Raw genomic sequence first — 21,321 nt, 5'->3', positions numbered from 1 at the left:
ATCAGCCCACCTCCAGCAGAGTCATCGCGCAGTCGTGCACGTCGTGCCACGGGTAGCGGTCGGCAAGGTCGGTCACGGACACCACCGGCACGCCCCCACCCGGACGCCACGGCGGCGCCACGGTCCCGGTCGTGAGCGACAGCAGGTCCAGCCGGACCGTCGCGTTCGCTGTAACGGTGGACAGGTCGACCGACACCGTGGTCTCCAGCAACGCCGCACCGGCAGGCGGCGCGGGCAGGGTGACCGACAGCCGCTGATAGGTCGGCCCGAGCACAGCCGGCGGCCCGGCGTGCGGGGCCGGCAGATACTCGCCGTTGGCGTCGAGCCAGCCGGCGTTCGCCCGGACCGTGACCGGCACGTCGGCCGCCGCCGACACCGCGAACGTGTAGACCGCCCCGGGCACGACGGGCACACCGCGGCGCGCCCCGGCCGTGAACGGCCACCGCAACGGCGGAACGACCCACAACCGCCCGGACGTGGCGTTCGTCGGGACCGTCCAGGCCAGACAGGCGAACCCGGAGACCGACCCGCCCCATTGGGGTACGGCCGTCTCGCCAGAGGCGGGACCGACGGTGAACCCGTCGGCGGTGCCCAACACGTCGGTGCCGGATGCCTGGTTCGGCGTCAACCAGTTCCAGCCGATGTCATCGCTCACCAGCACCCACGGCCCCGGCCCGAACGCCCCGGTGTGGAACGCCTCCAACACCGCGAACTCGTCCTCCGAGAGTCGTTGCCACGACAGCCGCCACTCGCGACGACCCACCGCGGCCCGGTCCACGACGCGGCCCCCGCCGAGCAGGTCATGCACGCCAAAGCGGCGCACCACCGTCGCCGACACCCCCGGGTCCGGCTCAGGAAGCGCGATGAGCCGGCCCGGTGTGCCAAGGAACAAACCCACGAGACGCCTCCCTCAGCCGCGACGGGTCAAACTGCGCTCACCCGCGCGGACATGCTGGGCGAACCGCTCCGGATCCCGGGAAACGGCGGTCTCGACAGCGTCGAGCACGGGGCCGTCGCCGATGCGCACCAACGCGGTCAGGTTCACCACCGGATCCGTTCCGCCGTCGGGCTCGACCGTCGGCGGGCACGGCACGGTGACAAGCCGGTCGATCGCACCGGCGGCGGCCGGGCGGGCGGAGTCGATCCCAGCCACGAACCCGGCGACGACGTTCTCGCCGATTCCGGCGAACACCGTTGAGGGGGAACGGATCCCGAGCGCCGACTTGGCCGCGTTAACCATCGACGTCGCGACATCGCGGGCCGCCTGGATCGCGCGGGCGGCCATCTGCCGAATCCCGTTCAACAGCCCGTCGACGAGGTTGCGGCCGGCGTCGACCAGCCACCCGCCCGCACCGGCAAAGAACCCGCGGATCGTCCCCGGCAGGGAGGCGATGTAGGACACCGCCGCGCCGAAACCGGCCTCCATCGCCGCACTGGTGCGCTGCGACCAGTCCCACGCCTGGACCAGCCAGCCGACCACCACCCGCAACGCGTTCGACAGGGCGCCGATGATCGCGGCGGCGATGATGACCACCCCGGTCAGCGACTCCACCGCGACCGTCAACGCCCCGGAGCCGACCAGCCGGGCGATGATCTCGGCCAGGATCGGCAGCAGCGGCAGCAACGCCACACCGACCTGAACCACCGCGGTTGCGAGGCCGGCCGCCGCGTTGGCGAGGTCGGGCATGATCGGCGCGAGGTCGCGCAGCGCCTGGACCAGCGCACCACCGACCTGCGTCGCAGCCTCCGTCAGCACCGGCAGGAGTTCGCTCGACATGACGCCCTGAAGCTGCGTCAGCGCCGGAAGCAGGTTCTGCACGAACGCGGTCACCAGTTCGCCGACGACGGGCACGATCGGCCCGAGCGCCGTCGCGAGCGCTTCACCGACCGCGACCGCGGCCGGTAGCCCGGTCTCCAAAGCGGTCATCAGCACCGGCAGCAGCCCCTGCGCGAGGGCGGTGCCGGCCTTGGCGAACACGGCGATCAGCGGCCCGAACTCGGCCGCGAGCATCGACAGCAACGTGCCGAGGTAAGTCAGCGCGTCCGCGAGAACCGAACCGAGCAGACCGAGCAGAGGCGCGACCGCGCGGCCGATCCCGGCCAGCGCAGCCCCGACCGGTTTCGCGGCCGGGGCGAGGGCGGCCAGCCCACCGGCGAGCCCACCCGGCCCGAGCAGATCAGCCAGCGCCGGGCCGATCGCCGCGACCAGGTCGAGCACGATCGGCAACAGCGCCGAGACCGCGGCCTGCGCGGCGCCGAACAGCCCGGCGAGGGCGTCGCGTCCCGGCCCGACGGACACGAACGCGTTGACGCTCGTGAGGATCTGCCCGAGCGTCGCCAGCAGCCCACCGCCGGATGTCTGCGCGGCGGACATGACCCCGGCGAAGATCCCGCCGAGCTGGACGAGAACCGTGCCGATCTGGCGCAGAGTCGTGCCGACCGTGGACACGAACCCGGCCAACTCGCCGGTCCGGTCGGCGTTCAGTAGGAACTGCGCGAACGAGCCGGCGAGCGCGGCGGCGGCCTCGGCCGCCCGGCCGAGCGCCGGGGCGAACGCCCCGATCACCACGCCCAGGGCGCGCACGAGCGGGCCGGTAACCGCCGCGAACGCGGCCACACCCGCCTGTGTCGCGCGCAGCGCCGCATCGATCCCGGCAAGGAACTCCGGTGTCCGCGCGCCTTCACCGGCCCTGGCGAACATGGCGCTGAACGCGCCGGAGATCCCCGAAAGGCGGGTCTCCAGCAGCGGCAGCCACACTTCGGCCAGCGCGCGGGCCTCGCCGATCAGCGGCCCAAACAGCGATTCCTGAACGACTCGCCGCAACGCGTCGAACTGCGGCGCAAGCCCGCGGACCTCGTCGACGACCGCCCGCGCGGCCGGGGCGAGCCGGCCGAGCGCGTCGACGTTCCCGCCGATCGCGTCGCCGACCCCGGCGAAACCGATCTTGAGTGCGGCGACCGCGCCACCCGCGACCGCGGCCAGGGCGGGAATCGCTGCGAGGGCACCGGCGGCCGGGGCGAGGGCGGCGGCGAGGTTCGCGGCCTGCACGACCGCGGCGCCGAGTCCGGCGGCGATCAGCCCGACCTTCACGCCGGAGGCGAGGAGTCCGGCTCCTCGGCTGGCGGCTCCGGCCACCGCGCCGCCGATGCGGCGCAGCCCGGCCGCGATCCGGCTGGTGTCGATGTCGACCGGCACCCGAATCGACCCCGCGGTCCGCGAGGCGAGCGCGGCGGCGGCCCGGGTTTGGGCGATCAGGACGGTCGGGTCGAGGTCGGTGCGAAGCTGCACCACGACGGTGCGGCGGGCGATGTCGGCCGCGGCCCGCAGCGACGACAGCAGGTTGACGATGTCGGGCTCGACCCGCAGAAACAGCGTGAACCGGTCTTCGAGCTGCTGGATCCAGTGCCACAGTTCGCGGGCGAAGTGGGCCATGTCCGGTTCCAGCCGGACCCGCCCCGACCGGGTCGCGACCGCCGCGCGCACATGCGCGGCGAGCCGGGCGGTGTTCAGCTCGACCCCGACCCGCACGGCCACGCCGTCCTCGGCCGATGCGGCGGCGCGGCGGACCGCGGCGGCAAGGCCGGCGGTGTCGAGTTGGGCCGGGAGCCGGACCGGGAGCCGGCGGGCGGCGGTGATCGCGTGCCGGACCGAGGAGAGCAGCGACGGGAGGTCGACCGCGGCGCGGAGGGTGAGTTCGACGTGTTGCTCGATGCGGCGCAGGAAGCGCAGCAACTCGGCGGCGAACTTCGAGGTGTCCGGCAGCACCCGCACCGACAGGCGCGCAGCCTCCACACCACCGGGAGAGGTCACGAGGCGGACCCCCTCCCGCACGCGGCCCCGGTGTTAGCCGGGGGAAGGGCGGGCGCCGGGAAGGTCCGCGACCCGCACCGTGCGACCGGTACGGCGCGGCTGGCCAGGAAGCGGCACCAGGTTGGGCGGCGGGATCCGGCGGCGGGAGTTCACCTGCACGAGCGCGTGCGTGTTCGCCTGGACCGCGTTCACGACCGCGGCCAACAGGTAGGCGTGCACGTCCCAGCCGTCATGCACGACACCGCCGCGGACCGCGACGGCGAGCCGGGACGTGCCCGGCAACTCGCGAATGAGGGTGTGCAGGCGGCGCAACGTGAGCCGGCCCGTCCACAGGTCGGCAAGGGCGACGCCTAGCGTCGTGAGGTCCGCCTCGACCGCCTCCGGCCACGCGGCGAGGAGACGGGCGAGGCCGCAGATTCCCCCGGCCCCACACCTACCGCCGCGAAGTAGGACGAGATCAACTCGCCGATCTCTGTGCCGGTGAACGGCGCATCGTCGAAGGCGTCCCGGTCCACGGCCGGCAACGCCGAGCGCAGCATCTCCTCCGCCATCCCGGCCAGCTCCACCGCCTGAGCGCCGCTGATCTCCTCCGCGGGCCGGCCCTCGACCGACTCGGCCAGTACGGCATACCGGCGCAGCCGGGCCGGGCGGACGTCGATGGTGCCGAAGCGCCACGTCCGGCCGTGCATCCGCCGTTCCAACAGCGGCGCGGCCCGGTCGCGGGTCGCCTCCGCGGCGACAGCGTCAAGCGCAGACATGCACTACCTCCACAGTGGACGGTCAGGCACCGGACGGGGCGCCGAGGTGCGGGGCGAGCCACTGCGCCAGATGCGCGGCGGCAGCATGGTCGAGGACTTCGGCCTGCAACGGGAACCCGGCGAAGTCCTCCGGACCCGCGGTCGATTCACCGTTCGGCCCGATCGCCACCTTCGCCGCATACAGGTCGACCTCGGTCGGGCCGTCGACGAGCCGGATGAACAGCGCCCGCTCGATTGGCGCCGGTGCCTTCAGCACCCCGAACACGTCCGCGGTCGAGATGTCGCCACCGCCGAAGTAGGCCGCGAGCGAGTCGTTGTCGACCTGCAACGCCTGCCACCCCAACGTGAAGTTCACCTCGTCGACCGACACCCGCACCCCCGCACGAGCGCGCCACGTGCGCCGCTTCGTGCGGCTGATCTCGAACGAGATCGTCAGCCCATCCTCCGACGTGTGGCCCTGATCGACCCACGGCGTCTCCGGGGCCACCACGTTCGCGGGCTTCGCCGTGCCGGGAGCGGCGGTGTAGATGAAGCCGACACCCGGGATCACGAGTGTCGAGTCGTCAAGTGCCACTTGGTGATCCTCTACCTGTCAGTCGGTGTGACCCAGAAGATGGCGGCGTACAGTGTTCGCAAGTTCCCTGTTCACCGAACGGAGACAAGTAACTCGGCGCGGATTTCCGATTCGCCTGGGACGCATCTAACGCCCTGGGCTCGGAAGTGTGCGCAAGGCCCCGCATCGTCGGGATCGAGTTACTTGAAGGGGAACGGATGGACAAGGGTCGGACGCCGGACGCTTCCGTATCGCCGCGATTTAAGCTGATCTTTTCCACGGTTGTGGGCCTGACCGTTGTTTCGCTGATCTTGAATGTTGTTCTTGCGCTTTTCGGTGGCGAGTCAGCCCAGGTGCAGGCCGCGAGCGAGGCGTGTTCGACCGCCTTCAAGATGGGGTTTGGCGCAATTGTCGGTCTTATTGGCGGGCGGTCGATGTAATGGGCATCTATCGCACGATGGCCTGCACCGTCGCAACAAATCGGTGGATGCCTTCAGGCGCGTTCCGGTCCGGCAGAGGCATCGGTCCGGCCAGGACCATGACACGGACAAGGACCCCGGCTTTAGCAATCACGCCGCGGGTGGTCGACAACTCATACACGACGGTGCGGACGAGGCCGCGCGCGTCGGCGCGGTGCGGTTTGGCCCAGCCGGTCAGGGTGAGCCCGGCCCGGTCGACCAGCAGCCCGCCGCGCCACGAGGGCGCGGCACCGCCGCCGCCGATCCGCGAGATAGCAACGAACGGCAGGTGCCGGGACAGGTCTGCGGGCCGGGTCGTGCCGAACCGCACGGCCGATAGGTTCGGTCGGGTGCGGAGCCATTGCAGGACAACGGTTTCCGCGTCCGGTGGCATCCGGTCACCTCCGTGCGGCGATGTCGGCGGCGGCTCCGCCGAGGATGTGCTCTCCCGGGATCGGTTGTCCAGCGGGGGTGGTGTGGCCGTACTCGATGGCGAGCGCGGCCGGGTCGGTGGACTCGACTCGCGTGTCGACCCGGCCTCGGGCCAGGCGCAGCGATCGGGCGAACGCGCCGGTGCGGCGTTGTGTTTGGGCGCGGTCGCGGGCGGCGGTGAGCACGTCAGCGGCGACCGTGCGGACCTGGCGGCGGACCGCGGGGAGCCGGGCGACGATCGTCGTCAGGCGGGGGTTCAGGGTGGGCATCAGTCCTCCGCGGCGACCAGCTCGACCCGCCAGAACACGCACGTCCCGTCCGGGTCGGTGTGTCGGCGGGCAGGGCCGGCGGTTTCGTGGGTGGTGTGGTCGTGGACGAGTCGGGATCCGCGGTCGAGGTACGGCGCATCCGGGTCGAGGTAGGCGACCGCCCGCACCCGGGCCGCCCGGTCGTCGCGGGTGCCGCCGGGTGTGGCTGCGGGTTGGACGTAGCCGTCGACGTCGACCCCGGCGGGCGCGGGGCGGCGGATGGGATTGCCGTCCGGGTCGGTGTCCGGCTGGGACGGATAGACGGTGACCGGGTGCGGGAGCAGCATCAGGCGGGCCGGTCCTCGTGCAGGATGAGGTCTCCGCCGTGCCCGTCGAACAGCCATCGCCGCTCGTCGACGACGACGTCGCGGACGGTCGGCACGGACACCAGCCCGGTGCCCGCGCCGGTCATCGCTTCGAGCATCCGCCGTTCCCCGTCGCTCAGGTACAGGCCAACGTCGCCGGTGTCGTGGTCGGGGAAGCGGCGGCTGTAGTCGCCGACCGTCTCGGCAGCGAGCCCGCCCGGGTTGCGCATGGCGCGTTCGGCGGCGCGGCCCGCGATGATGGCGAGCAGGTCGGGCCGGGCGGGGTCGAGGATGCCATCCGGCAGAGTCCAGGTGCGGCCGGTGGCGGAGCGGATCTCGGTCGAGATGTCGTCGACGACGGCGTCCAGGCGCGCGAGCTGCGCGGGAGACAGGGTGCGGGCGAGTCGGGTGATGACCGCGGCTGGCTCGATGAGGCGGGGCAACACGGCAGCCTCCCGACCGGTCAGGACATGGTGAGCTTGACCGCGCGGACGAACGTCGGCACCGCCGGTGTGCCGGCGGGCGAGCCGGACGGCACGGCGAGGGGGCCGTCGACGACGGCTTTGGTGCCGGAGAACGACGACACGACGGACCGGTCGCGCAGGTACGCGGCGTCGTAGTCGCGCAGCCACCGCATCGCCATTCCGGCGTAGGACTCCGAGCGGCCGAACGTGGCCCCGTCCGGCACGACCGGGGCGCGCAGCGCGAGCACGAACGCGGAGCGGTGGAACACGTAGCCGGCCTTCGGCGGCAGGGCGTTGGCGACGTAGGTTGGGAAGCTGCGCACCCGGCCGATCTCGGCTTCCCGCAGTGCGGAGTCCGAGCCGGAGGAGTCGGCCTTCTTCAGCACTTCGGACTTGAGGAACACCGCTTCCATATCGGCGCCGACGACAGCGAACCGGTCGCCGAGCGGGACGTTGGCCTTGTTCAGCGCCATGCGGGCGTCGACGAGGGTGTCTTCGGGCTTGGTCAGGTCGAGCGCGAGCGTGGTGGCGTAGGTGGCGGCGGCCATCGTGGCGGCGAGCTGGTCTTCCATGTCCTCGGCGATGGCGCGCACCTGGGGCATGAGGACCTGGGCGCCGAAGTCGGAGATGTCCAGGGTGAGTTCTTCGTCGGTGACCCCGACCGCGGAATAGACGTGGGTGTCGAGCTTGACCGGGACCGCGGTCTCTTTCAGCTCGTCGGTAACGATCGGGTTGGAGTGATCCCGCAGCGCGACCCGGCGGGCCTTGAGCCGGGCCGGGACGCGCAGGGTGACGGTGTCGTCGAGGGCACCGGCGAAGTCGGCGACTGCGTCGCGCCACACCAGGGCGGGCAGCACGATTTCGCGCTCCAGCAGCCCGAGCGCGGTCCGGGCGATGACGGTCGGTTTCAGGAACTGGTGCGGCACAGGCAAGCCTCCAGCGGCAGCGTGGGGATGGTCGGGTTAGAAGCCACGCCGGACCTTGCCGGCGAGCTTTGCCGGGTCGGTTTCCTCGGCGTCGGTGGTCGGGTCGGCGCCGCCGCGCAGTTGTTCGACCGGGCGGCGCGGCACCGGCGACCCGCCACCAGCGCCCGGCGGGTTGAGCCGGTCGGCGAGGGTCTGCGCCCGGCTGGTGAGGGTCGCTTCGTCACCCGTGCCGAGCAGGTCGAGCAGCGCGTCATCGAAACCGAACCGGCGGGCGACCCGTTCGCGGACCAGGTCGGCGCGCAGCGTCTGCACGTCCGGGACGTCCACCGGGGCCGGCGGGGTGCCCGTCCCGGCGGGGCCGGCGGGCGGGGTGGTGCGCGCGGCGGCGAGGTCGGCGCGCAGATTCTCGATGAGCGACCAGGCGCGGGCCGGGTCGAACGGCTTCCCGTTGCGTTCCCACGGCGGTGTACTCGGCGATTGCGCCGTAGAGGCTGGTGCTGACGTGGAGGTCGGCGATGTTGCGGATTCGATCGCGGGATCCTGGTCCGCAGCGATCTCAGGCATGCGTGGTCTCCTCTGAACTTCGATCGGTATGGCGAGATTCGGACGCGAAGGAGTCCTGCCGCCGAGTAGGTGCGTGGTGTAAAATGCCGCCTTGAGGATCGACCTTCCCCTGTTTGGAGTGGAAGAATCGTGTCCTTTTTCGCCCTGATGGCGATCTTGCCCGTGGTGGCGTGGGCGCTGTGGCTCTTGTTCTGCTTCGCGATCACCAAACTGCATGGCGTCGAGGCTCTTAAAGCTGCTCCACCAATCGCCAAAGCGTTCCCCGTGACCTCCTGGCTCAGCACTCTCCGTCATATCGGTCCGTGGCTGTTAGAACTCGTTGGACGGCGGCAACCGCCATCGATCGAGCCGCCCACTGCACCCGGCCCGCCGACTCCATAGAACGAAGCTCTATCGGGAGTAATCGATCAAGTCGTCTGCTGGCGGTTGGTGTCGCAGGTACTCGCGGACGAAGACCCGGGCAAGGACGCGCTGTCGACCGTCGCCGTCTGTGCGGTAGGGGCAGACGGTGACGGGCAGCGCGCGCAGTGCCGCCGTGCGGGCGGCGCGCATGGCGTGTAGCCGGTCGAGGCGGGTGACGGTGGCGGTCATAGTCCGAAGTCCCTGTCGTTGCCTTGGGAGCGGATGCGTTCGGCGGCTTGCCGGTCGGTGTCGCGGCCGAGGATCTGCGCGCGGAACTCAGTGAACGTCAGCCGTGGATTGTCTGTCCACCACCGTTTCAGTTCCTCGCTGGCCCATTTGCGTGCCCGCGCTGCGGGGCCGGAGAACACGCTGATCGGGTCGATGCCGGCCGCTTCACCGGCCCTGGTGAGTAGGTAGCCGTTCGTCGCCTCTTCGGCGGCGACGAGCTGGAGGTGTAGCCACTCGTCGTACATCCGGCGGACCGCTTGGTCGCGGGTCTCTCCGGCGCGGCGCTCGACGTCGACGGCGGCGGCGCGTTCCTGACGCTCTAGTTCCGCGGCGTCTTGTTGGTGGACCTCGGCGTAGGCGTCGCGGTAGTCCCACCCGGCGGCGACCAACTCGTCGATGCGCCGCTGTTCGTCGGTGAGGTCTTCGGCGTCCCAGTCCGGCCATTCCTCGACCGCGGGCTCCGGCCACTCGTCTGCCGGCTCGGGCGCGGCGTCTTCGGCCGGGCCGGCGGTGCGGGCGTCGCGGGCGGCGAGTTCCGCGGCGATCCGCTCGACCGCGTCCGGCTGGTCGGCGTGGTCGCGCCACAGCCGGTACAGGTCGGCATCCGCCAGTGCCGCCAGGTCGAGCCCGTCGAGCGGATCCACCGGCTCCGGCTCCGGCGCCTGCTCGACGGGTTCCGGGAGATCCGGCACCGCTTCCGGGGCGGGTTCCGGTTCCGGGGACGGGTCGGTTCCGGCGGACTCGCGGCGTTCCATCTCGGCGAGCAGCCGGTCGAACACCGGTTCCGGTGTGTCCGGGTCGGCGGACACGTCGCCGAACAGGTCATAGAGCGCGTCGTCGGACAGTTCGGCGAGGTCGACCCCGTCGAGCGGGTCGACACCCTCGGGTTGTGCCTGGTCGGCGGGCTGTTCCGGTTCCGGCTCCCGGGGCGGAACGGCTTCCGCTCGTTCCGGTTCGGGGGCGGGAACGGGTTCCGGAGTGGGCGCGGTTTCCGGTTCCGGCCCGGTGTCGTCGGTGGTTCCGGCGCGGTTCCGGTCGCGGCGTTGTGCGTCGACCGCGCGGCGGAACGCGAGCCGGGCGTCTTCACCGGAGAGGCCGGTGGTGACTTCCGCCCACAGCCGTGCCCAGTCTCGGCCGTCGCCGGGCCATGCCGCATTGCGGCTGTAGACCGGTTCCGCGGTGCAGGCGCATCCGTCGTGCCACGGTTGCCCACCGGTGCTGGAGGTGAACAGCGCGCTGTCGCGGGTCTTGTAGACCGGTCCGCGGGAGGCGGCCATCGCGCACAACCAGCACGGGTTCGCGTCGGTGACCCGCGCCCATCCGAGCGCGACCGGATCCGCGGCGATCGTGGTGCGCATCGTGTTCCGGCCACCATCGAGGACGTGTCGCGCGGCGGCGGCCTCGGCCCGAACGACCGCGGCCCGTGCCGCCTCCGGCACCGGAACGCCTTGCCCGGACAGGCGCCGGATCGTGACCGGCCCGGTGACCAGCAGCGAGGTCCGCAACGCGACCGGGTCCGGGCCGTCGTCGACGACCCGGGCGAACCCGTCGCCGTGGTCGCGGTTGAGGTGGGCCAGCTCGGCGTCGCGGTGCGCCCGGTAGTAGCCGGCGGTCGTCGCGGCCGAAGTGCGGCGGGCGTCGCTGACCATGCGTTCGGCGACGGCGAGCCACGCCGGGGTGGTGTCGTCGAGCCGGAACGGATCGAGGACCGGCCACGCCGCAAGGAAAGTGCCGGCGAACCGGCTCCGCAGGGCGAGCTGGTCGGCCCGGTGCCGGGCGGTCAACGTCGCCCCCGCCGCGGACACCGGCACGCCCGCGGCCCCCTTTCGGGTTGGTCAGGGTGGTGGTGCGGCTTGGCGTTCGACCTGGTCGGCGAGGCGTCGCATCGGGTCCGCGGCCTGCTCAGTGGCGCGCATCTGGCGCCACTGCTCAATGTCGGTCGCGGTGACCCCGGGGATGCGCGACCAGAGCGCTTCGACGGGGACGGCGAGCATCTGCGCGATCTTCCCGAGCGCGTCGGCGACCTGGGCGAGCGAGCGGGCTTCGACGTCCCGCCACGCGACCTGAGCGGCGCGGTCGCGTGCGCCGGTGGTGTCCCCGGCGACGTAGGCGGCCAGGCGCAGGGTCTGTTCCCACGCTTCGCCGAACACGTGCTCCCGCTCGATGCGCTTGCGGGTCTGCCCGTCGCGGGCGGCGGTCAACGCCTCCGCGGACAGATTCGCCAGCTCCCCGAGGAGGTCTTGCGGCGGGGTCTGGGAGATGACCGCCATGTGCCGCATCGCCGCGTCCGCCGAGGCGAGCAGCGGGCGCAGGTCGGTTTCGTCGAGCTGCCCAAACTTCGTGTCCGGGTCTTTCGCCATCAGGAACCGGCGCGCGTCGACCGGCAACGGCCTCGGCTGGCCGTGCTCGTCGAGCTGCGGCGCCATCCCGGAAACGGTGCGGATTTTGAACGACGAGAACGTCTGCGCGACCAACAGGTCGAACACCGTTTGGTTGATCCGGTCCTGGACCTCGATCAGCGGCTCGACCTCGCCCGGCGCGCGGCCCTCCAGGTCGGGGACGTCGGCGAAGCGCACGACCGGGCACAGGCCGATGTCGTGGGTGCGGGTGTCGATGTACTCGGGCCGGTCGCCGGAGGTGTCGACGGACAGGAAGTGGACCGCGGTGTCGTCGTAGAGGCGCAGCATCAGCCGCCGGTCGGTGCCGGCCTGCTGCGGGTCGACGCGCAGCGCGAAGACCGGCCAGTCATCGGCGGTCTCGTCCTGGTACACCGCGAGCATCCGCCGCGGGGACACGCCGCGGATGACCGGCATCTGCGCGCCGAGGTCGTCGACGCCGGAGGTGACCGTGACGTAGGCGGTGCCGTAGGCCAGGGCGGCGCGGTGGATCGCCGACTGGCGCGCGTCGAGCCCGTTCGTCTGCCACCACTGCCACGCCCCTGCCGGGGCGGCCCCGTCCGAGCGGCGGTAGCCCTCGACGTAGAGCGCCTGGGCGACGCCGTTGACGACCAGTGGCAATAGATTCGTCCGGGCGCGCTTGGCGAGCAGCTTGTATTCCGTCGACGCCGCGCGGGGCATGTACGGCCCGTCGTGTTCGTTGCGCAGGTACCGATCGATCCGGTCGAGGCGTTCGAGTTCGGCGCGGTACTTCGGCAGGATCCCCGCGGCTGTATCGACCGCGTCACGTCGACTCAGCATCCCCGCCCCCTGTTGCAGTTCGGCCGCGCCTTGTCGGCGCTGGTGGAGACTCCTACGCTTCGATCGGTGTCGACCGGATGCGAGGGCCGTAGGGCGTGACGCTCATCGACGACCTCGACGGCGACCTCGCGGCGATGCAGACCGGGATCGCCCGGGCCGGGGAGATCGCGGGCGGGGCCGAACGCGGTTCCGCGGACATCGCAGCGCACATGGCGGCGACCGGGTTCACCGGAATCGCGCAGGCGATGGGACGGGTTCGTTCGGGCATCGGCGAAATTCGCGCCCGGATCGCCGGCCTCGGCGGCGCAGTCCAGGAGGCGAGACGACCGGTGTCGCTGGCACCGAGGCAGATGATTCCGCAACAGACAATCGATATTCTGACCCCGATCGGGGCGGCGCTTGCCGCCGTTCACGACGGGATCGGAACCACGATTGACCGCCTGGTGGAGGTTCAACGCGCTGCTGCGGCGACGTTGCAGGGCGGGCGGCCAGGTCCGATGCTCGCCCGGCTGGAAGGCATCAGGAACGTTCTCATTACTGTTGGACAGCACTGCACCTTGGCGCAACAGCATGTCGAGGCAGCGCTTTCGGAGGCTCGTGATGCCGGCGGCGGAGGTGCATCGCCGGACGGATCCGAGGGCGAACCTGCGAAAGCGGTAGCGGACGACGGCGGCCCCAGCAGCCAATCGCCCGATGCCGAACGGGCATCGCCACCGGAGCCAGCGCCCGGCTTCCGGGTTGACCCGGCGCGCTCGATTCCGGACTTTGTATCGGCCATCGCGACCGATCTGCATGTGCCGCCGGGTTCGAAGACGGCCGGCGTGATGACCGACGGACAGGGTAGGCGTTTACACAACGGGCTGCTGCTCAACGGGACGTCGAATGCCGTCGTGGACAACTACGCCACGCTCAAACGGCGGTGGCACCGACTCGACGTGGCCGGCTCCCATGTGGAAGGCCACACGAGCGGCATCATGCGTGACGGCAATGTGAATCATGCGGTGCTGGTCGTGAGCAAGCGTCCGTGTATCGGTCCTCTCGGGTGCCATGCGATGCTGTCGAGCCTGCTCGATCGCGGCATGACCCTCGACGTGTACGTTGCCGGTAAGGACGGCCCGGTCTACTGGGGCACATACACCGGGACCGGAGAAGGGGTAACACAGCGATGAGCGCGTACCGCGTCGGTTGGGGCGAGTGGGACGAGCACAGCCAGGCCACCGTCTCTACGGTCGATGACCTCGATACGGTCCTCGATCGGGTAGCCGCCAGCCGCGACGAAGACGGCTACGGGTACAAGGCCGGTATCTTCGCCGACGGTGCCACCTTCGGGCCGTTCCCAGTCGGTATCGAAATCACCCTCGGCCATCCCGACCGCGCCAGCGTTCTCTACACAGGACCGGAAGGCGTCGGCATCGGATACGACCCGGCCTTGCCGCCGTGGGAGAACGGCCCGCTGTGGTTCAACTACAACGGTGTGCCGACCGATTACGTTGCAGACCGGCTCCGGCTCACCCCCACGCAGGCCCGTGATGCCGTCCGCGAGTTCGTCCAAACCGGCAAGCGGCCAACCAACATTGAGTGGGACGACGACGAGGAGTAGGCGTCGCCACTAAAGCGCCCACACCTCACCGGAGCGTTCGCCCGCCCCGTCCGCTCCCGCGGCGAGGGCATCCTGTCGGGCGAGTCGGGCAAGGATGCCGGCGGCGAGTGCGTCGACCTTGCGGGGCGATTCACGGTGCTCCTTGCCGAACGACACGCCCCACCGGTTCGGTCGGCGGCGGGCGTTGAGCACGTGTCGGCGCAACACCGGATCGCCGGTGTGGCGCAACGTCCGGTCGGTGATCGCGGCGAGGGTTGCTTCGGCGCCCCGGCGGGTGAACTCGCCCGTGCGGGCGCGCATGTCCCAGCCGACCACCGAGCGGGGCGAGGCTTTGACCGCGAGCTGGTCGCGGTAGCGCACGGACCAGGCGTCGATGTAGGACTCCCACCCGGCCACGTCGCCGTAGAAGGCCACCACCCGGTATCGGCCGAAGATGTGCGCGACCATGTCGTCGACGTCCTCGCGCGGTACTTCCCAGCCGTCACCGGCCGGGCCGTCCGGACGCTCCCACACCCCGACGGGTGCGAGGAGTCCGTCTGACAGGCGGCACAGAACGAGGGCGGTCGCGTCGTCGGTGCGGGAGAAGTCCCCGCCGAGGGCGACGACGTCGCCGGGGCCGAGCTGGTCGTCGTAGACGCAGGCGTCCCACTCGGTTGCTGTGGTCCATGCGTCCTCGGCGGCGGCGATCTGGTTGAGGTAGAACCGCCGCGATTCCGACGCCGGGGTGTTCGGGTCGTACACCTCGTCGACGAGCCGGTCGAGGTCGGTCCACGTCGCATCCCCGTACGCCGCCCGGAGGCCGGCGCGCAGGCTCGTCGGATCGGACAACACCGTCTCCGGCGGCGCCTCCCGCGAGTCGTACAGCAGGCCACCGCCGCGGGTGCGGCCCTCGACCATCGCCAGGTGCGCCTCATAGGACTGTTCGGCGACCGAGTCCAGGCCGGGTTCGTGCGCGTTGGTGATCTCGACCAGCCGGGCGGCCCCGTCGCGGGACTTGCCCAGGTTGCGGCGGGCGACCCGGGCCATTGCGTGCCCGTCGTTCGTGGCGAGCCAGTGCTGTGTCTCGTTCGCGATGACCAGAGTCGGTCGGCCGCCCTCCAGCGCCCGGGGCGAGCTGGTCACTGACTGGATCTGGCCGCCGGAGCGGGCGTAGATGATCTCTTTGCCGAGGTCGATGCCGTAGTCGTCGACCGCGGCCGGGGACAGCATCCCCGGCAGAAGCGACATGGTGTTGCGGGTCTGCGCCAGGTTGACCGCGGTGACCTGGACCCACGGCGTTGGGTGCGGCACCGCGACCGGGTCGCCGGCCGCGTCGAACCCGCCGAAGCGGCACGGGCCGACGAACTCGATACACGCCAGCGCCGCGCACAGCGGGTCCTTGCCCCAGCCCTTCGACCGGCGGATGACGGCGCGGCGGTAGACGAACCGGCCCCGCGGGTCAATGGCGTACCACCACAAGACGATGCGGACCTGTTCCGGGGTGAACCGCCACGGCGCACCAGCATCCGGCCCGTCCGGCTGACGCAGGTACTCGACCGTCCACTCCAAGACCGTCCAGCCGAGCGTCAGCGTCGGGATACCGTCCGGGCCGGTGACCAGTGCGCCGAGCGGGTCACGACGCCCCAACGCCACGGCGGTACGCCGCCATCACCGCGACCCGCGCCGCGTCGGCCTCACCGTCGTCGACGCTGCGGTCGATCTCCATGCGCACCCGGCGCCGAGCGGCCTCGGTGGTGAGCAGGTCGCCCATCGCCGACCACAGCGCAGCGAGCATCTGCGCCGACACTCGCCCGGAGTTCAGATGCCGGGTCAGGTCGAAGGCGACCAGGCAGGCCGCGGCCCAATCCGACGGTTCGTAGAAGTGTGACTGGCCGGACTCGGCGAGAGAGGCGTACCACCGTGCGGCTACGGGGTGGGCTGGAAAGTCCAGCGGTGGTGCGTTGAGCTGACTTTGCGGCTGTACTTGAGTGGTGATTCCGGTTGAGTTCCGGCGTCGACGCTCGACCGATCTCTTCGGGACTGGCCCACGGGTGCCCATATCTGCTCCCTCCAACCAATCGCGACGGACTGACTGTCCGTCGAGTCGAGGTAAGAGCTGAATCACGGCAGGGATGATCTTCCGGAGATGCTAGAAATAGTGATCCTGATCACAGGTGCGATGGTGTGACCTGCATATATAAATTTACGTCGATTGACTCAACGGTCAGAGTGGCAATTTGCACCGTTACCGAAACTCCGGCTAGTCGTTACTAGGTTTGGTGGGGGTATACCCACTGTCAAGGAAGTCCCCTTTGTCGCCATTTGTGGCGGCCCTCCGTTAAGCGGGGTCAATCGGCCCGTCCGAGAATTCTGCAAGGCAGCAAGGGCGGCATCCGCTGTGCATTAGAAGGCGGCCTGCTGTGGCTAGCAGGCCGCCCTTGCGCCTCCAGGTTTCCAGGAGCAAGTTCGGAGGGCTGTATGAGCGTACGTAGGAGCCATTCCAGACCACATCGGCAGGGTCGTGGAAGTGCAAGCGAGCGTGGACGAGTAGCGGTGTATTGCGCGTCGTTGGCTGGGAGCAGCCTCGCAGCCGTCACGGGACTGGCAATCGTTAATGCACCTGCTGCCGCACTTACCGCAGTCGGTGGTTTAGGTGCAGCGGCCGTTACCGCAATTGGCGTCTACTTCGGACGCAGTTCGTAGCCGTCTAGTCGAGAGGCGATCGTCCTCGCGGGGCGATCGCCGATCACTCTCAGTGCATTATCGCGAGTAGTAAACCCGTACAGGACCGGGGATGCTATGACGTTCCGGTGGGTGCGCCCCCGCCCAGGGGGTCACCCCCCACTCCGGTCGTCACCTTCCGTAATGGGCGGCGGAGCGCCGGCCCGCTTGCGGCGTGGAGCTGGCGGCGGTTCGGTCGCCGGCGCGGACAGCTCGGGCTCATCGACGGTCGCGACGTAACCGCGTTCGGCAAGCCACTCTGCGGTGTGTGGGTCGTAGTCAACGGCTGTGCCCTGCTCATGTCCGCCGACGGGGTTGATGATCACTACACGCGTCACAGTTCTCCAGGGTGTGGTTCGGGCGGGCGGTGACGTGGCGCTCGAACGGCCGCGGCGGCGCGCCCTCCCTCGGCGGCGCTCTTACGGCTGTGGTGCCACTTGCAAAGCGCGGTGAGGTTGGCCTCGTCGTGGTCGTCACCGGGCCGGATGTGGTCGACGTCGGTCGCGGCCTGGTCACATCGCTTCCCGTGTGGTGCAAGGACCGCGGTGCATCGATAGCCATCTCGGACGAGGGTGTGCGCGCGGCGCACCGTCCAGTCGTCGGGGAGCCGTTCCCGGCGGGTGGATCCCTCCCACGAGGTCACGGCATCCTGCCAGCATCGTTAAGCCCAGGACGTCGGGCGGGCATTCGCAACCAAGATCTTTTCTGCCACGAACCGGGCAATGTCGATGTCATGACCGAGTAGTTTCGCTTCGGATCCAAAGGGCAGCAGTAGTTCCGCTTGCATTGGACCGCCACCATCCTTCGCATGAACAATGCGACACCTAATTTCGTAAATACGATCCGCAACCTGTGAGGTAAGCGGTGTGCTTTGATCATTCTGTGAGATTTGCCTAACGTACCTCAGGCCATCCTTTTTGAGTCCGACGAACTTGGCGCGCTCGGGGCTTTCGTTAATGAATGCTTTTAAATCGTCGACGTCGACGCAATGCTGAATGGTAGATCGTATCTGTTCTTTTTCGGATGGAAAACTTTTGGACCGTATGGCCTGTGCGAGTCGGGCGAGTTTCGTCCTATCGTCAGAGTTAAACGACGGATCGATGACTATTTGGCGAATGCGGTCCAGGGTGTCGATTTCTGTGTAGGTTGGAAAGAAATGCTCCATTACTTGATAGAAGGCCAAGAAGCGAAGTAAGGGCTGTCTGTCGGCGCTCTGAGCGTAGCGAAAAAGCGAACTTGCCTCGGGTGAATAGCGCGACTGTGGAACCCGGGGCGTTGGTCCCGTGTTGAAGCGTTGTGCGGTTACTACTTCTAGCCTCGGATAATCCATGGCTTCAACGTTTATGCCGTTGACCACCGCTAGGTCGAACAAGGTTGCGTTCGTGATGTCCGCAATTACTGCTGCCAGGCGCTCGGGACGCCTACTTTCTCCGCTAAGGCCGGCGATGAACAGGCTCGCTATGGTTCGAACAATGTCGCCCCGGGAGTCGCCGATGCCCGACATTTGAAGGGCGGGAGTTGATCGTCCGATCCGGATTCGCAGGCTATTTTGCGGCCGTTGTGCGAATTCAACAACCATTTCGTTCGTGAATTCGCGCTTGAGTATCGCTCCTGCGAATTCTTGGTAACCTCCGAGTTGCATGAGGCGCCTAGCGTCAGTGAAACTGTGTGGCGAGAGGGCGAGTTCGACCTCTTTTGTGTCGCCGCGATCGATCGCGAAGCGGTCTTCTATGAACGACCAATGCTCGAAGTTTGCTGCCAAGTAGAATGCGACATTCTCTGGTGAAATTAGAATGTCGCGGGGTGTTCCGCCAAGTCGCGGTATCGAGACTCGAATAGCCGAGTACTCGGCTGACTCTATCTCGAAAGCGTATGAAAGCTTCGCTTCTTTTGCCCGCTGCTCCACCTGTGGCATTAGCTGCATTGCTTCGCGAACGTTGACTGCCTCCATGTCGACGTACCCTAGTACTCCAGCAGGAGATCCGTTTTATGGCTCGGTGAGGGCTTGTCGGGTGTAGTGGCTGGTTTTGGCGGCGTGTTGGTGGCGTCGGCGGTAGATGGACCAGGTGATGGCGTCGGCTCGGGGTCGGGCGGGTTCGATGATCAGGGCGTGGAACAGTCGGCGGAGTTCGTTGACGGTGATCGCGATCAGACCGTCCGGAACGCTGGTAACGCTGCTGGTGCTGAGCGTTGCTGCGGCAGTGAGAAATGCGTGCGCGGCGATGACGAGCGTGGTCCAGCGGTGCCATGCCTTCCAGCGGCGGTGCTGATGCTGGTCGAGACCGAGCCCGGATTTGGTTGCCTGGAACGATTCCTCGATGCTCCAGCGTCGGCCGGCGACCGTGACCAGGTGGTGCAGCGGCACCGGATGCGGTGACCAGCACCGGTAGAACGCCAACTCGCCGGTGGTGCGGTTGCGGCGGATCAGCATCCAGTGCCGACCGCCGTGCTGGTCTTCGGCCTTGGGCAGGTCGACGAATGCCCAGTCGTGGTAACGGAATCCTTTCGCGCCGTCGCCCGCCGACATTCGCTGCCACGCGGTTGAAGGCAGCGCGGCGGCGATCTGGCCGGACTGCTGGACACCGTGCCCCGTCGGCACCCGGTGCGTGCAGGCCACCGCCAGGACATAGCCGAGCTGGTGTGCACGCAGCGCGGTGGCGAGGTGCGGGTCGCCGCCGTATGCCTCGTCGCCGGTCACCCACCGGCACGGCAGCCCGCCAGCGACCGCGGTGTCGATCAACGCTCGCGCCAACTGAGGCTTCGTGGCGAAGGTGACCGAGTCCGGAACGCCTGCCTCCGTCCGCCGCTGCGGATCGTCGGCCCACGAGCGCGGCAAATAGAGCGCGACATCGACCAGCGTGTGCCCGAGCGGGGACGCATACGACAGGTGTACCGCGAGCTGGCAGTTCTCGATCTTCCCCGCCGTTCCTGAATATTGGCGTTGGACCCCGACAGTGTGGACGCCCTTCTTCAGATCGCCGGTCTCGTCCACGACCAGGATTCCGTCGGCGTGACCCAGCCGCTGCGCGACGAAGTCACGCACGTCAGCGCGCACCAAAGCGTCGTCCCAACTGGCCCGGCCGATCAGGTCCTGCATCCCGCCCGGACCGTCGTCACCGGCGTGCTCGGCGATCGTCCAGCAGTTCTTCACCGGCAACGGCGCCAGCAGTCCCGCGACGAAGTCGCGGACCCGGCGGCGAGGTTCCGGCCGGGCGAACCGCGCCCCGATCGTGTCCATCAACCCGTCGAACAGCCCAGCCCATCGCCGGGCATCTACCCTGTAAGCCGCAGCCACCGCCGCATCCTGTTCGGTCCACACAACCTTCAGGCTCGACGGTGGCTGTCTGCCATCGCCGGACAAAAACACACCGTCAGCGCAGGTCAGAACGGATCTCCTGCTGGAGTACTAGTCTGGCTCGCGGCTGCAATCCGGCCCGGTTTGGGCACGCTCAACGGCGAGTGTCGTCTTGGGGGCCGCTCATCGTCGGCGGGCGCGCTGTAATGGGACCGGCCGCACCACGGAAGGGGAGCGCGGTGGGCTCTTCGCGGGTGGAGATGAAGAGACGCCCGGGCAGCGGAGACACTGCGGGCGCCGAGACCACTATGACGCGTGTCGGGGCGAGCGCCAACTCATTTACGGCGCGGCTACCTCGGTGTAGGTGCGGACGTAGCGGCCGAGGGTGCTGATGGTGTCGGCGTCCCACGCGGCGCCGCACTCGACGCAGATGGCGGTGCCGGTGCCGAGCCGGACGCGGAGCCCGCCGTTGTATTCGCAGGCGGGGCAGGGGGCGTTGGGTCGCCACGGTGGGGTGTCCCATCCGGTGACGGTGCGCGCCCAGGTGTGCCAGCCGCGGACGGCGGCGGCCAGGTCGGCGAGGTTGTCATCGTCGAACCAGTGCGCCGCGCCGACGAGTCCGCGCAGGTTCGCCGGGGTGTCCGCGCGGAGCGGTTCGCCGAGGCGGACCGTCAGCCACATCGCGGCTCCGGCGTCGATGGCGAGGAGCCGGTCGACCGCGTCGAGCCGCGCGGACGGCGTGGAGGCGTAGCCGCGCAGCCCGCCACCGGCCGCGGCCCGGGAGGGCTCGACCGCGTCGGCGAGCTGGTCGAGCAGCGGGGGGTGTCGGGTGATGATCCGCCGACGTCGGCGTCGCGGTCCGTCCTGCACCTCGACCGATTCGGCGTGGTCGTACGGGTCGACGAGCGCGGTCACGTCCTGGGCGATGCGGTGCAGCAGGTGTTCCCGGTCGATCACTTCGCGCTCCCGGTGTCGGTCGGGGTGCCGTAGCCGGCGGCGCGCAGGAGGCGGCGCAGGACGGCGTGCGGGACGATGGCGGGCCACTGGTCGACGGTGGCCGGGCCGTACCTGTCGGGGCGTACGAGCAGGACGGGGATGTCTGCGTCGGCGTTGCGGACGGCTTGGCGCAGCCATCCGGTGAGGTCGAGGTCGCGGCGGGCTTTGACCTCGATCCCGATGCCCGGGGTTCCGGTGAGGTCTCGGCCCGGGATGCCGGCGCCGACGGGTTCGGCGTAGGGCCAGCCGTCGGCTTTCCAGGCGTCAGCGGCGATGCGTTGGGTGGCGGCTCCCCGCCGTTTGCGGTGCGTGCTCAACTCGTCG

Annotated in this window: 23 protein-coding genes; 3 read left to right on the top strand and 20 right to left on the bottom strand. The window is 69.5% G+C overall.

The genetic code is table 11. From position 1 onward, the window contains the following. Position 1: 1 nt before the first annotated feature. The 5 genes from Val02_RS34505 to Val02_RS34485 form a co-directional block, all read right to left on the bottom strand. Positions 2–898, bottom strand: a complete 897-nt coding sequence (locus Val02_RS34505) for a hypothetical protein (RefSeq protein WP_203903482.1) — start codon at positions 896–898, stop codon at positions 2–4. 12 nt (positions 899–910) lie between these two features. Further along, complete coding sequence (locus Val02_RS34500) at positions 911–3,811, bottom strand: phage tail protein (protein ID WP_203903481.1); 2,901 nt, start codon at positions 3,809–3,811, stop codon at positions 911–913. 33 nt (positions 3,812–3,844) lie between these two features. Further along, positions 3,845–4,093: a hypothetical protein gene (locus Val02_RS34495; protein ID WP_239153558.1), complete on the bottom strand. Its 249-nt coding sequence runs from the start codon at positions 4,091–4,093 to the stop codon at positions 3,845–3,847. 68 nt (positions 4,094–4,161) lie between these two features. Further along, entirely contained in the window at positions 4,162–4,569 is a 408-nt protein-coding gene (locus tag Val02_RS34490) for a hypothetical protein (RefSeq protein WP_203903480.1), read from the bottom strand. A gap of 22 nt (positions 4,570–4,591) precedes the next feature. Further along, on the bottom strand, positions 4,592–5,143 hold the full coding sequence (locus Val02_RS34485) for a phage tail tube protein (protein WP_203903479.1): 552 nt from the start codon (positions 5,141–5,143) through the stop codon (positions 4,592–4,594). A gap of 197 nt (positions 5,144–5,340) precedes the next feature. Between Val02_RS34485 and Val02_RS34480 the strand changes: the two genes are divergently transcribed. Next, the gene (locus Val02_RS34480) at positions 5,341–5,562 is read left to right on the top strand and encodes a hypothetical protein (protein WP_203903478.1); all 222 of its coding nucleotides are present in this window, start codon (positions 5,341–5,343) and stop codon (positions 5,560–5,562) included. Between the two features lie 7 nt (positions 5,563–5,569). Here Val02_RS34480 and Val02_RS34475 read toward each other — a convergent pair whose 3' ends face one another. From Val02_RS34475 to Val02_RS34435, 9 genes are all read right to left on the bottom strand, one after another. Next, a complete protein-coding gene (locus Val02_RS34475) occupies positions 5,570–5,974 on the bottom strand; it encodes a hypothetical protein (protein ID WP_203903477.1) in 405 nt (134 codons plus the stop codon). A gap of 4 nt (positions 5,975–5,978) precedes the next feature. Next, entirely contained in the window at positions 5,979–6,281 is a 303-nt protein-coding gene (locus Val02_RS34470) for a DUF5403 family protein (RefSeq protein ID WP_203903476.1), read from the bottom strand. Beyond that, positions 6,281–6,607 (bottom strand): hypothetical protein, encoded by a 327-nt coding sequence (locus tag Val02_RS34465; RefSeq protein WP_203903475.1) that lies wholly within the window; start codon positions 6,605–6,607, stop codon positions 6,281–6,283. Before Val02_RS34465 ends, Val02_RS34470 begins: the two co-directional genes overlap by 1 nt. Next, on the bottom strand, positions 6,607–7,071 hold the full coding sequence (locus Val02_RS34460) for a hypothetical protein (protein WP_203903474.1): 465 nt from the start codon (positions 7,069–7,071) through the stop codon (positions 6,607–6,609). The genes Val02_RS34465 and Val02_RS34460 overlap by 1 nt, the downstream gene beginning before the upstream one ends. Before the next feature lie 17 nt (positions 7,072–7,088). Then, the gene (locus Val02_RS34455; protein ID WP_203903473.1) at positions 7,089–8,015 is read right to left on the bottom strand and encodes a phage major capsid protein; all 927 of its coding nucleotides are present in this window, start codon (positions 8,013–8,015) and stop codon (positions 7,089–7,091) included. A 36-nt stretch (positions 8,016–8,051) separates the two neighbouring features. Further along, positions 8,052–8,579 carry a hypothetical protein gene (locus tag Val02_RS34450; RefSeq protein ID WP_203903472.1) on the bottom strand — a complete coding sequence of 176 codons (528 nt, stop codon included), beginning with the start codon at positions 8,577–8,579 and terminating at the stop codon, positions 8,052–8,054. Between the two features lie 390 nt (positions 8,580–8,969). Then, complete coding sequence (locus Val02_RS34445; RefSeq protein WP_203903471.1) at positions 8,970–9,170, bottom strand: hypothetical protein; 201 nt, start codon at positions 9,168–9,170, stop codon at positions 8,970–8,972. After that, positions 9,167–11,020, bottom strand: coding sequence for a VG15 protein (locus tag Val02_RS34440; RefSeq protein WP_203903470.1), 1,854 nt, complete (start codon positions 11,018–11,020; stop codon positions 9,167–9,169). The genes Val02_RS34445 and Val02_RS34440 overlap by 4 nt, the downstream gene beginning before the upstream one ends. Before the next feature lie 24 nt (positions 11,021–11,044). After that, positions 11,045–12,406 (bottom strand): phage portal protein, encoded by a 1,362-nt coding sequence (locus Val02_RS34435; RefSeq protein WP_203903469.1) that lies wholly within the window; start codon positions 12,404–12,406, stop codon positions 11,045–11,047. Positions 12,407–12,501: 95 nt separating this feature from the next. Between Val02_RS34435 and Val02_RS34430 the strand changes: the two genes are divergently transcribed. Together Val02_RS34430 and Val02_RS34425 are read left to right on the top strand one after the other, a co-directional pair. Next, positions 12,502–13,575, top strand: a complete 1,074-nt coding sequence (locus Val02_RS34430) for a DUF6244 family protein (protein WP_203903468.1) — start codon at positions 12,502–12,504, stop codon at positions 13,573–13,575. Then, positions 13,572–14,006, top strand: coding sequence for an Imm1 family immunity protein (locus tag Val02_RS34425; RefSeq protein ID WP_203903467.1), 435 nt, complete (start codon positions 13,572–13,574; stop codon positions 14,004–14,006). The genes Val02_RS34430 and Val02_RS34425 overlap by 4 nt, the downstream gene beginning before the upstream one ends. Positions 14,007–14,015: 9 nt before the next feature. Here Val02_RS34425 and Val02_RS34420 read toward each other — a convergent pair whose 3' ends face one another. From Val02_RS34420 to Val02_RS34395, 6 genes are all read right to left on the bottom strand, one after another. After that, positions 14,016–15,632 carry a terminase large subunit domain-containing protein gene (locus Val02_RS34420; RefSeq protein ID WP_239153557.1) on the bottom strand — a complete coding sequence of 539 codons (1,617 nt, stop codon included), beginning with the start codon at positions 15,630–15,632 and terminating at the stop codon, positions 14,016–14,018. Continuing rightward, the gene (locus tag Val02_RS48895; RefSeq protein WP_203903465.1) at positions 15,619–16,044 is read right to left on the bottom strand and encodes a phage terminase small subunit; all 426 of its coding nucleotides are present in this window, start codon (positions 16,042–16,044) and stop codon (positions 15,619–15,621) included. Before Val02_RS48895 ends, Val02_RS34420 begins: the two co-directional genes overlap by 14 nt. A gap of 1,323 nt (positions 16,045–17,367) precedes the next feature. Further along, positions 17,368–18,657: a hypothetical protein gene (locus tag Val02_RS34410; protein ID WP_203903464.1), complete on the bottom strand. Its 1,290-nt coding sequence runs from the start codon at positions 18,655–18,657 to the stop codon at positions 17,368–17,370. A gap of 36 nt (positions 18,658–18,693) precedes the next feature. After that, the gene (locus tag Val02_RS34405) at positions 18,694–19,944 is read right to left on the bottom strand and encodes an IS701 family transposase (protein ID WP_203903519.1); all 1,251 of its coding nucleotides are present in this window, start codon (positions 19,942–19,944) and stop codon (positions 18,694–18,696) included. 396 nt (positions 19,945–20,340) lie between these two features. Beyond that, a complete protein-coding gene (locus tag Val02_RS34400; protein ID WP_203903463.1) occupies positions 20,341–20,958 on the bottom strand; it encodes a DUF7341 domain-containing protein in 618 nt (205 codons plus the stop codon). Then, positions 20,955–21,314, bottom strand: coding sequence for a hypothetical protein (locus Val02_RS34395; protein ID WP_203903462.1), 360 nt, complete (start codon positions 21,312–21,314; stop codon positions 20,955–20,957). The genes Val02_RS34400 and Val02_RS34395 overlap by 4 nt, the downstream gene beginning before the upstream one ends. Positions 21,315–21,321 lie beyond the last annotated feature (7 nt).

The sequence above is a fragment of the Virgisporangium aliadipatigenens genome, from assembly GCF_016863615.1.
Classification (GTDB): Bacteria; Actinomycetota; Actinomycetes; order Mycobacteriales; family Micromonosporaceae; genus Virgisporangium; species Virgisporangium aliadipatigenens.
The sequence above is the reverse complement of the archived record's forward strand: the minus strand, read 5'-3'. Positions and strand labels throughout refer to the sequence as shown.

Coding starts and splice junctions, on each gene's coding strand:
- Val02_RS34410 (WP_203903464.1), bottom strand. CDS start 18,657: ATGGAGGCAGTCAACGTTCGCGAAGCAATGCAGCTAATGCCACAGGTG.
- Val02_RS34470 (WP_203903476.1), bottom strand. CDS start 6,281: ATGCCCACCCTGAACCCCCGCCTGACGACGATCGTCGCCCGGCTCCCC.
- Val02_RS48895 (WP_203903465.1), bottom strand. CDS start 16,044: ATGGGCACCCGTGGGCCAGTCCCGAAGAGATCGGTCGAGCGTCGACGC.
- Val02_RS34435 (WP_203903469.1), bottom strand. CDS start 12,406: ATGCTGAGTCGACGTGACGCGGTCGATACAGCCGCGGGGATCCTGCCG.
- Val02_RS34445 (WP_203903471.1), bottom strand. CDS start 9,170: ATGACCGCCACCGTCACCCGCCTCGACCGGCTACACGCCATGCGCGCC.
- Val02_RS34425 (WP_203903467.1), top strand. CDS start 13,572: ATGAGCGCGTACCGCGTCGGTTGGGGCGAGTGGGACGAGCACAGCCAG.
- Val02_RS34465 (WP_203903475.1), bottom strand. CDS start 6,607: ATGCTGCTCCCGCACCCGGTCACCGTCTATCCGTCCCAGCCGGACACC.
- Val02_RS34450 (WP_203903472.1), bottom strand. CDS start 8,579: ATGCCTGAGATCGCTGCGGACCAGGATCCCGCGATCGAATCCGCAACA.
- Val02_RS34490 (WP_203903480.1), bottom strand. CDS start 4,569: ATGTCTGCGCTTGACGCTGTCGCCGCGGAGGCGACCCGCGACCGGGCC.
- Val02_RS34405 (WP_203903519.1), bottom strand. CDS start 19,944: ATGGACACGATCGGGGCGCGGTTCGCCCGGCCGGAACCTCGCCGCCGG.
- Val02_RS34475 (WP_203903477.1), bottom strand. CDS start 5,974: ATGCCACCGGACGCGGAAACCGTTGTCCTGCAATGGCTCCGCACCCGA.
- Val02_RS34480 (WP_203903478.1), top strand. CDS start 5,341: ATGGACAAGGGTCGGACGCCGGACGCTTCCGTATCGCCGCGATTTAAG.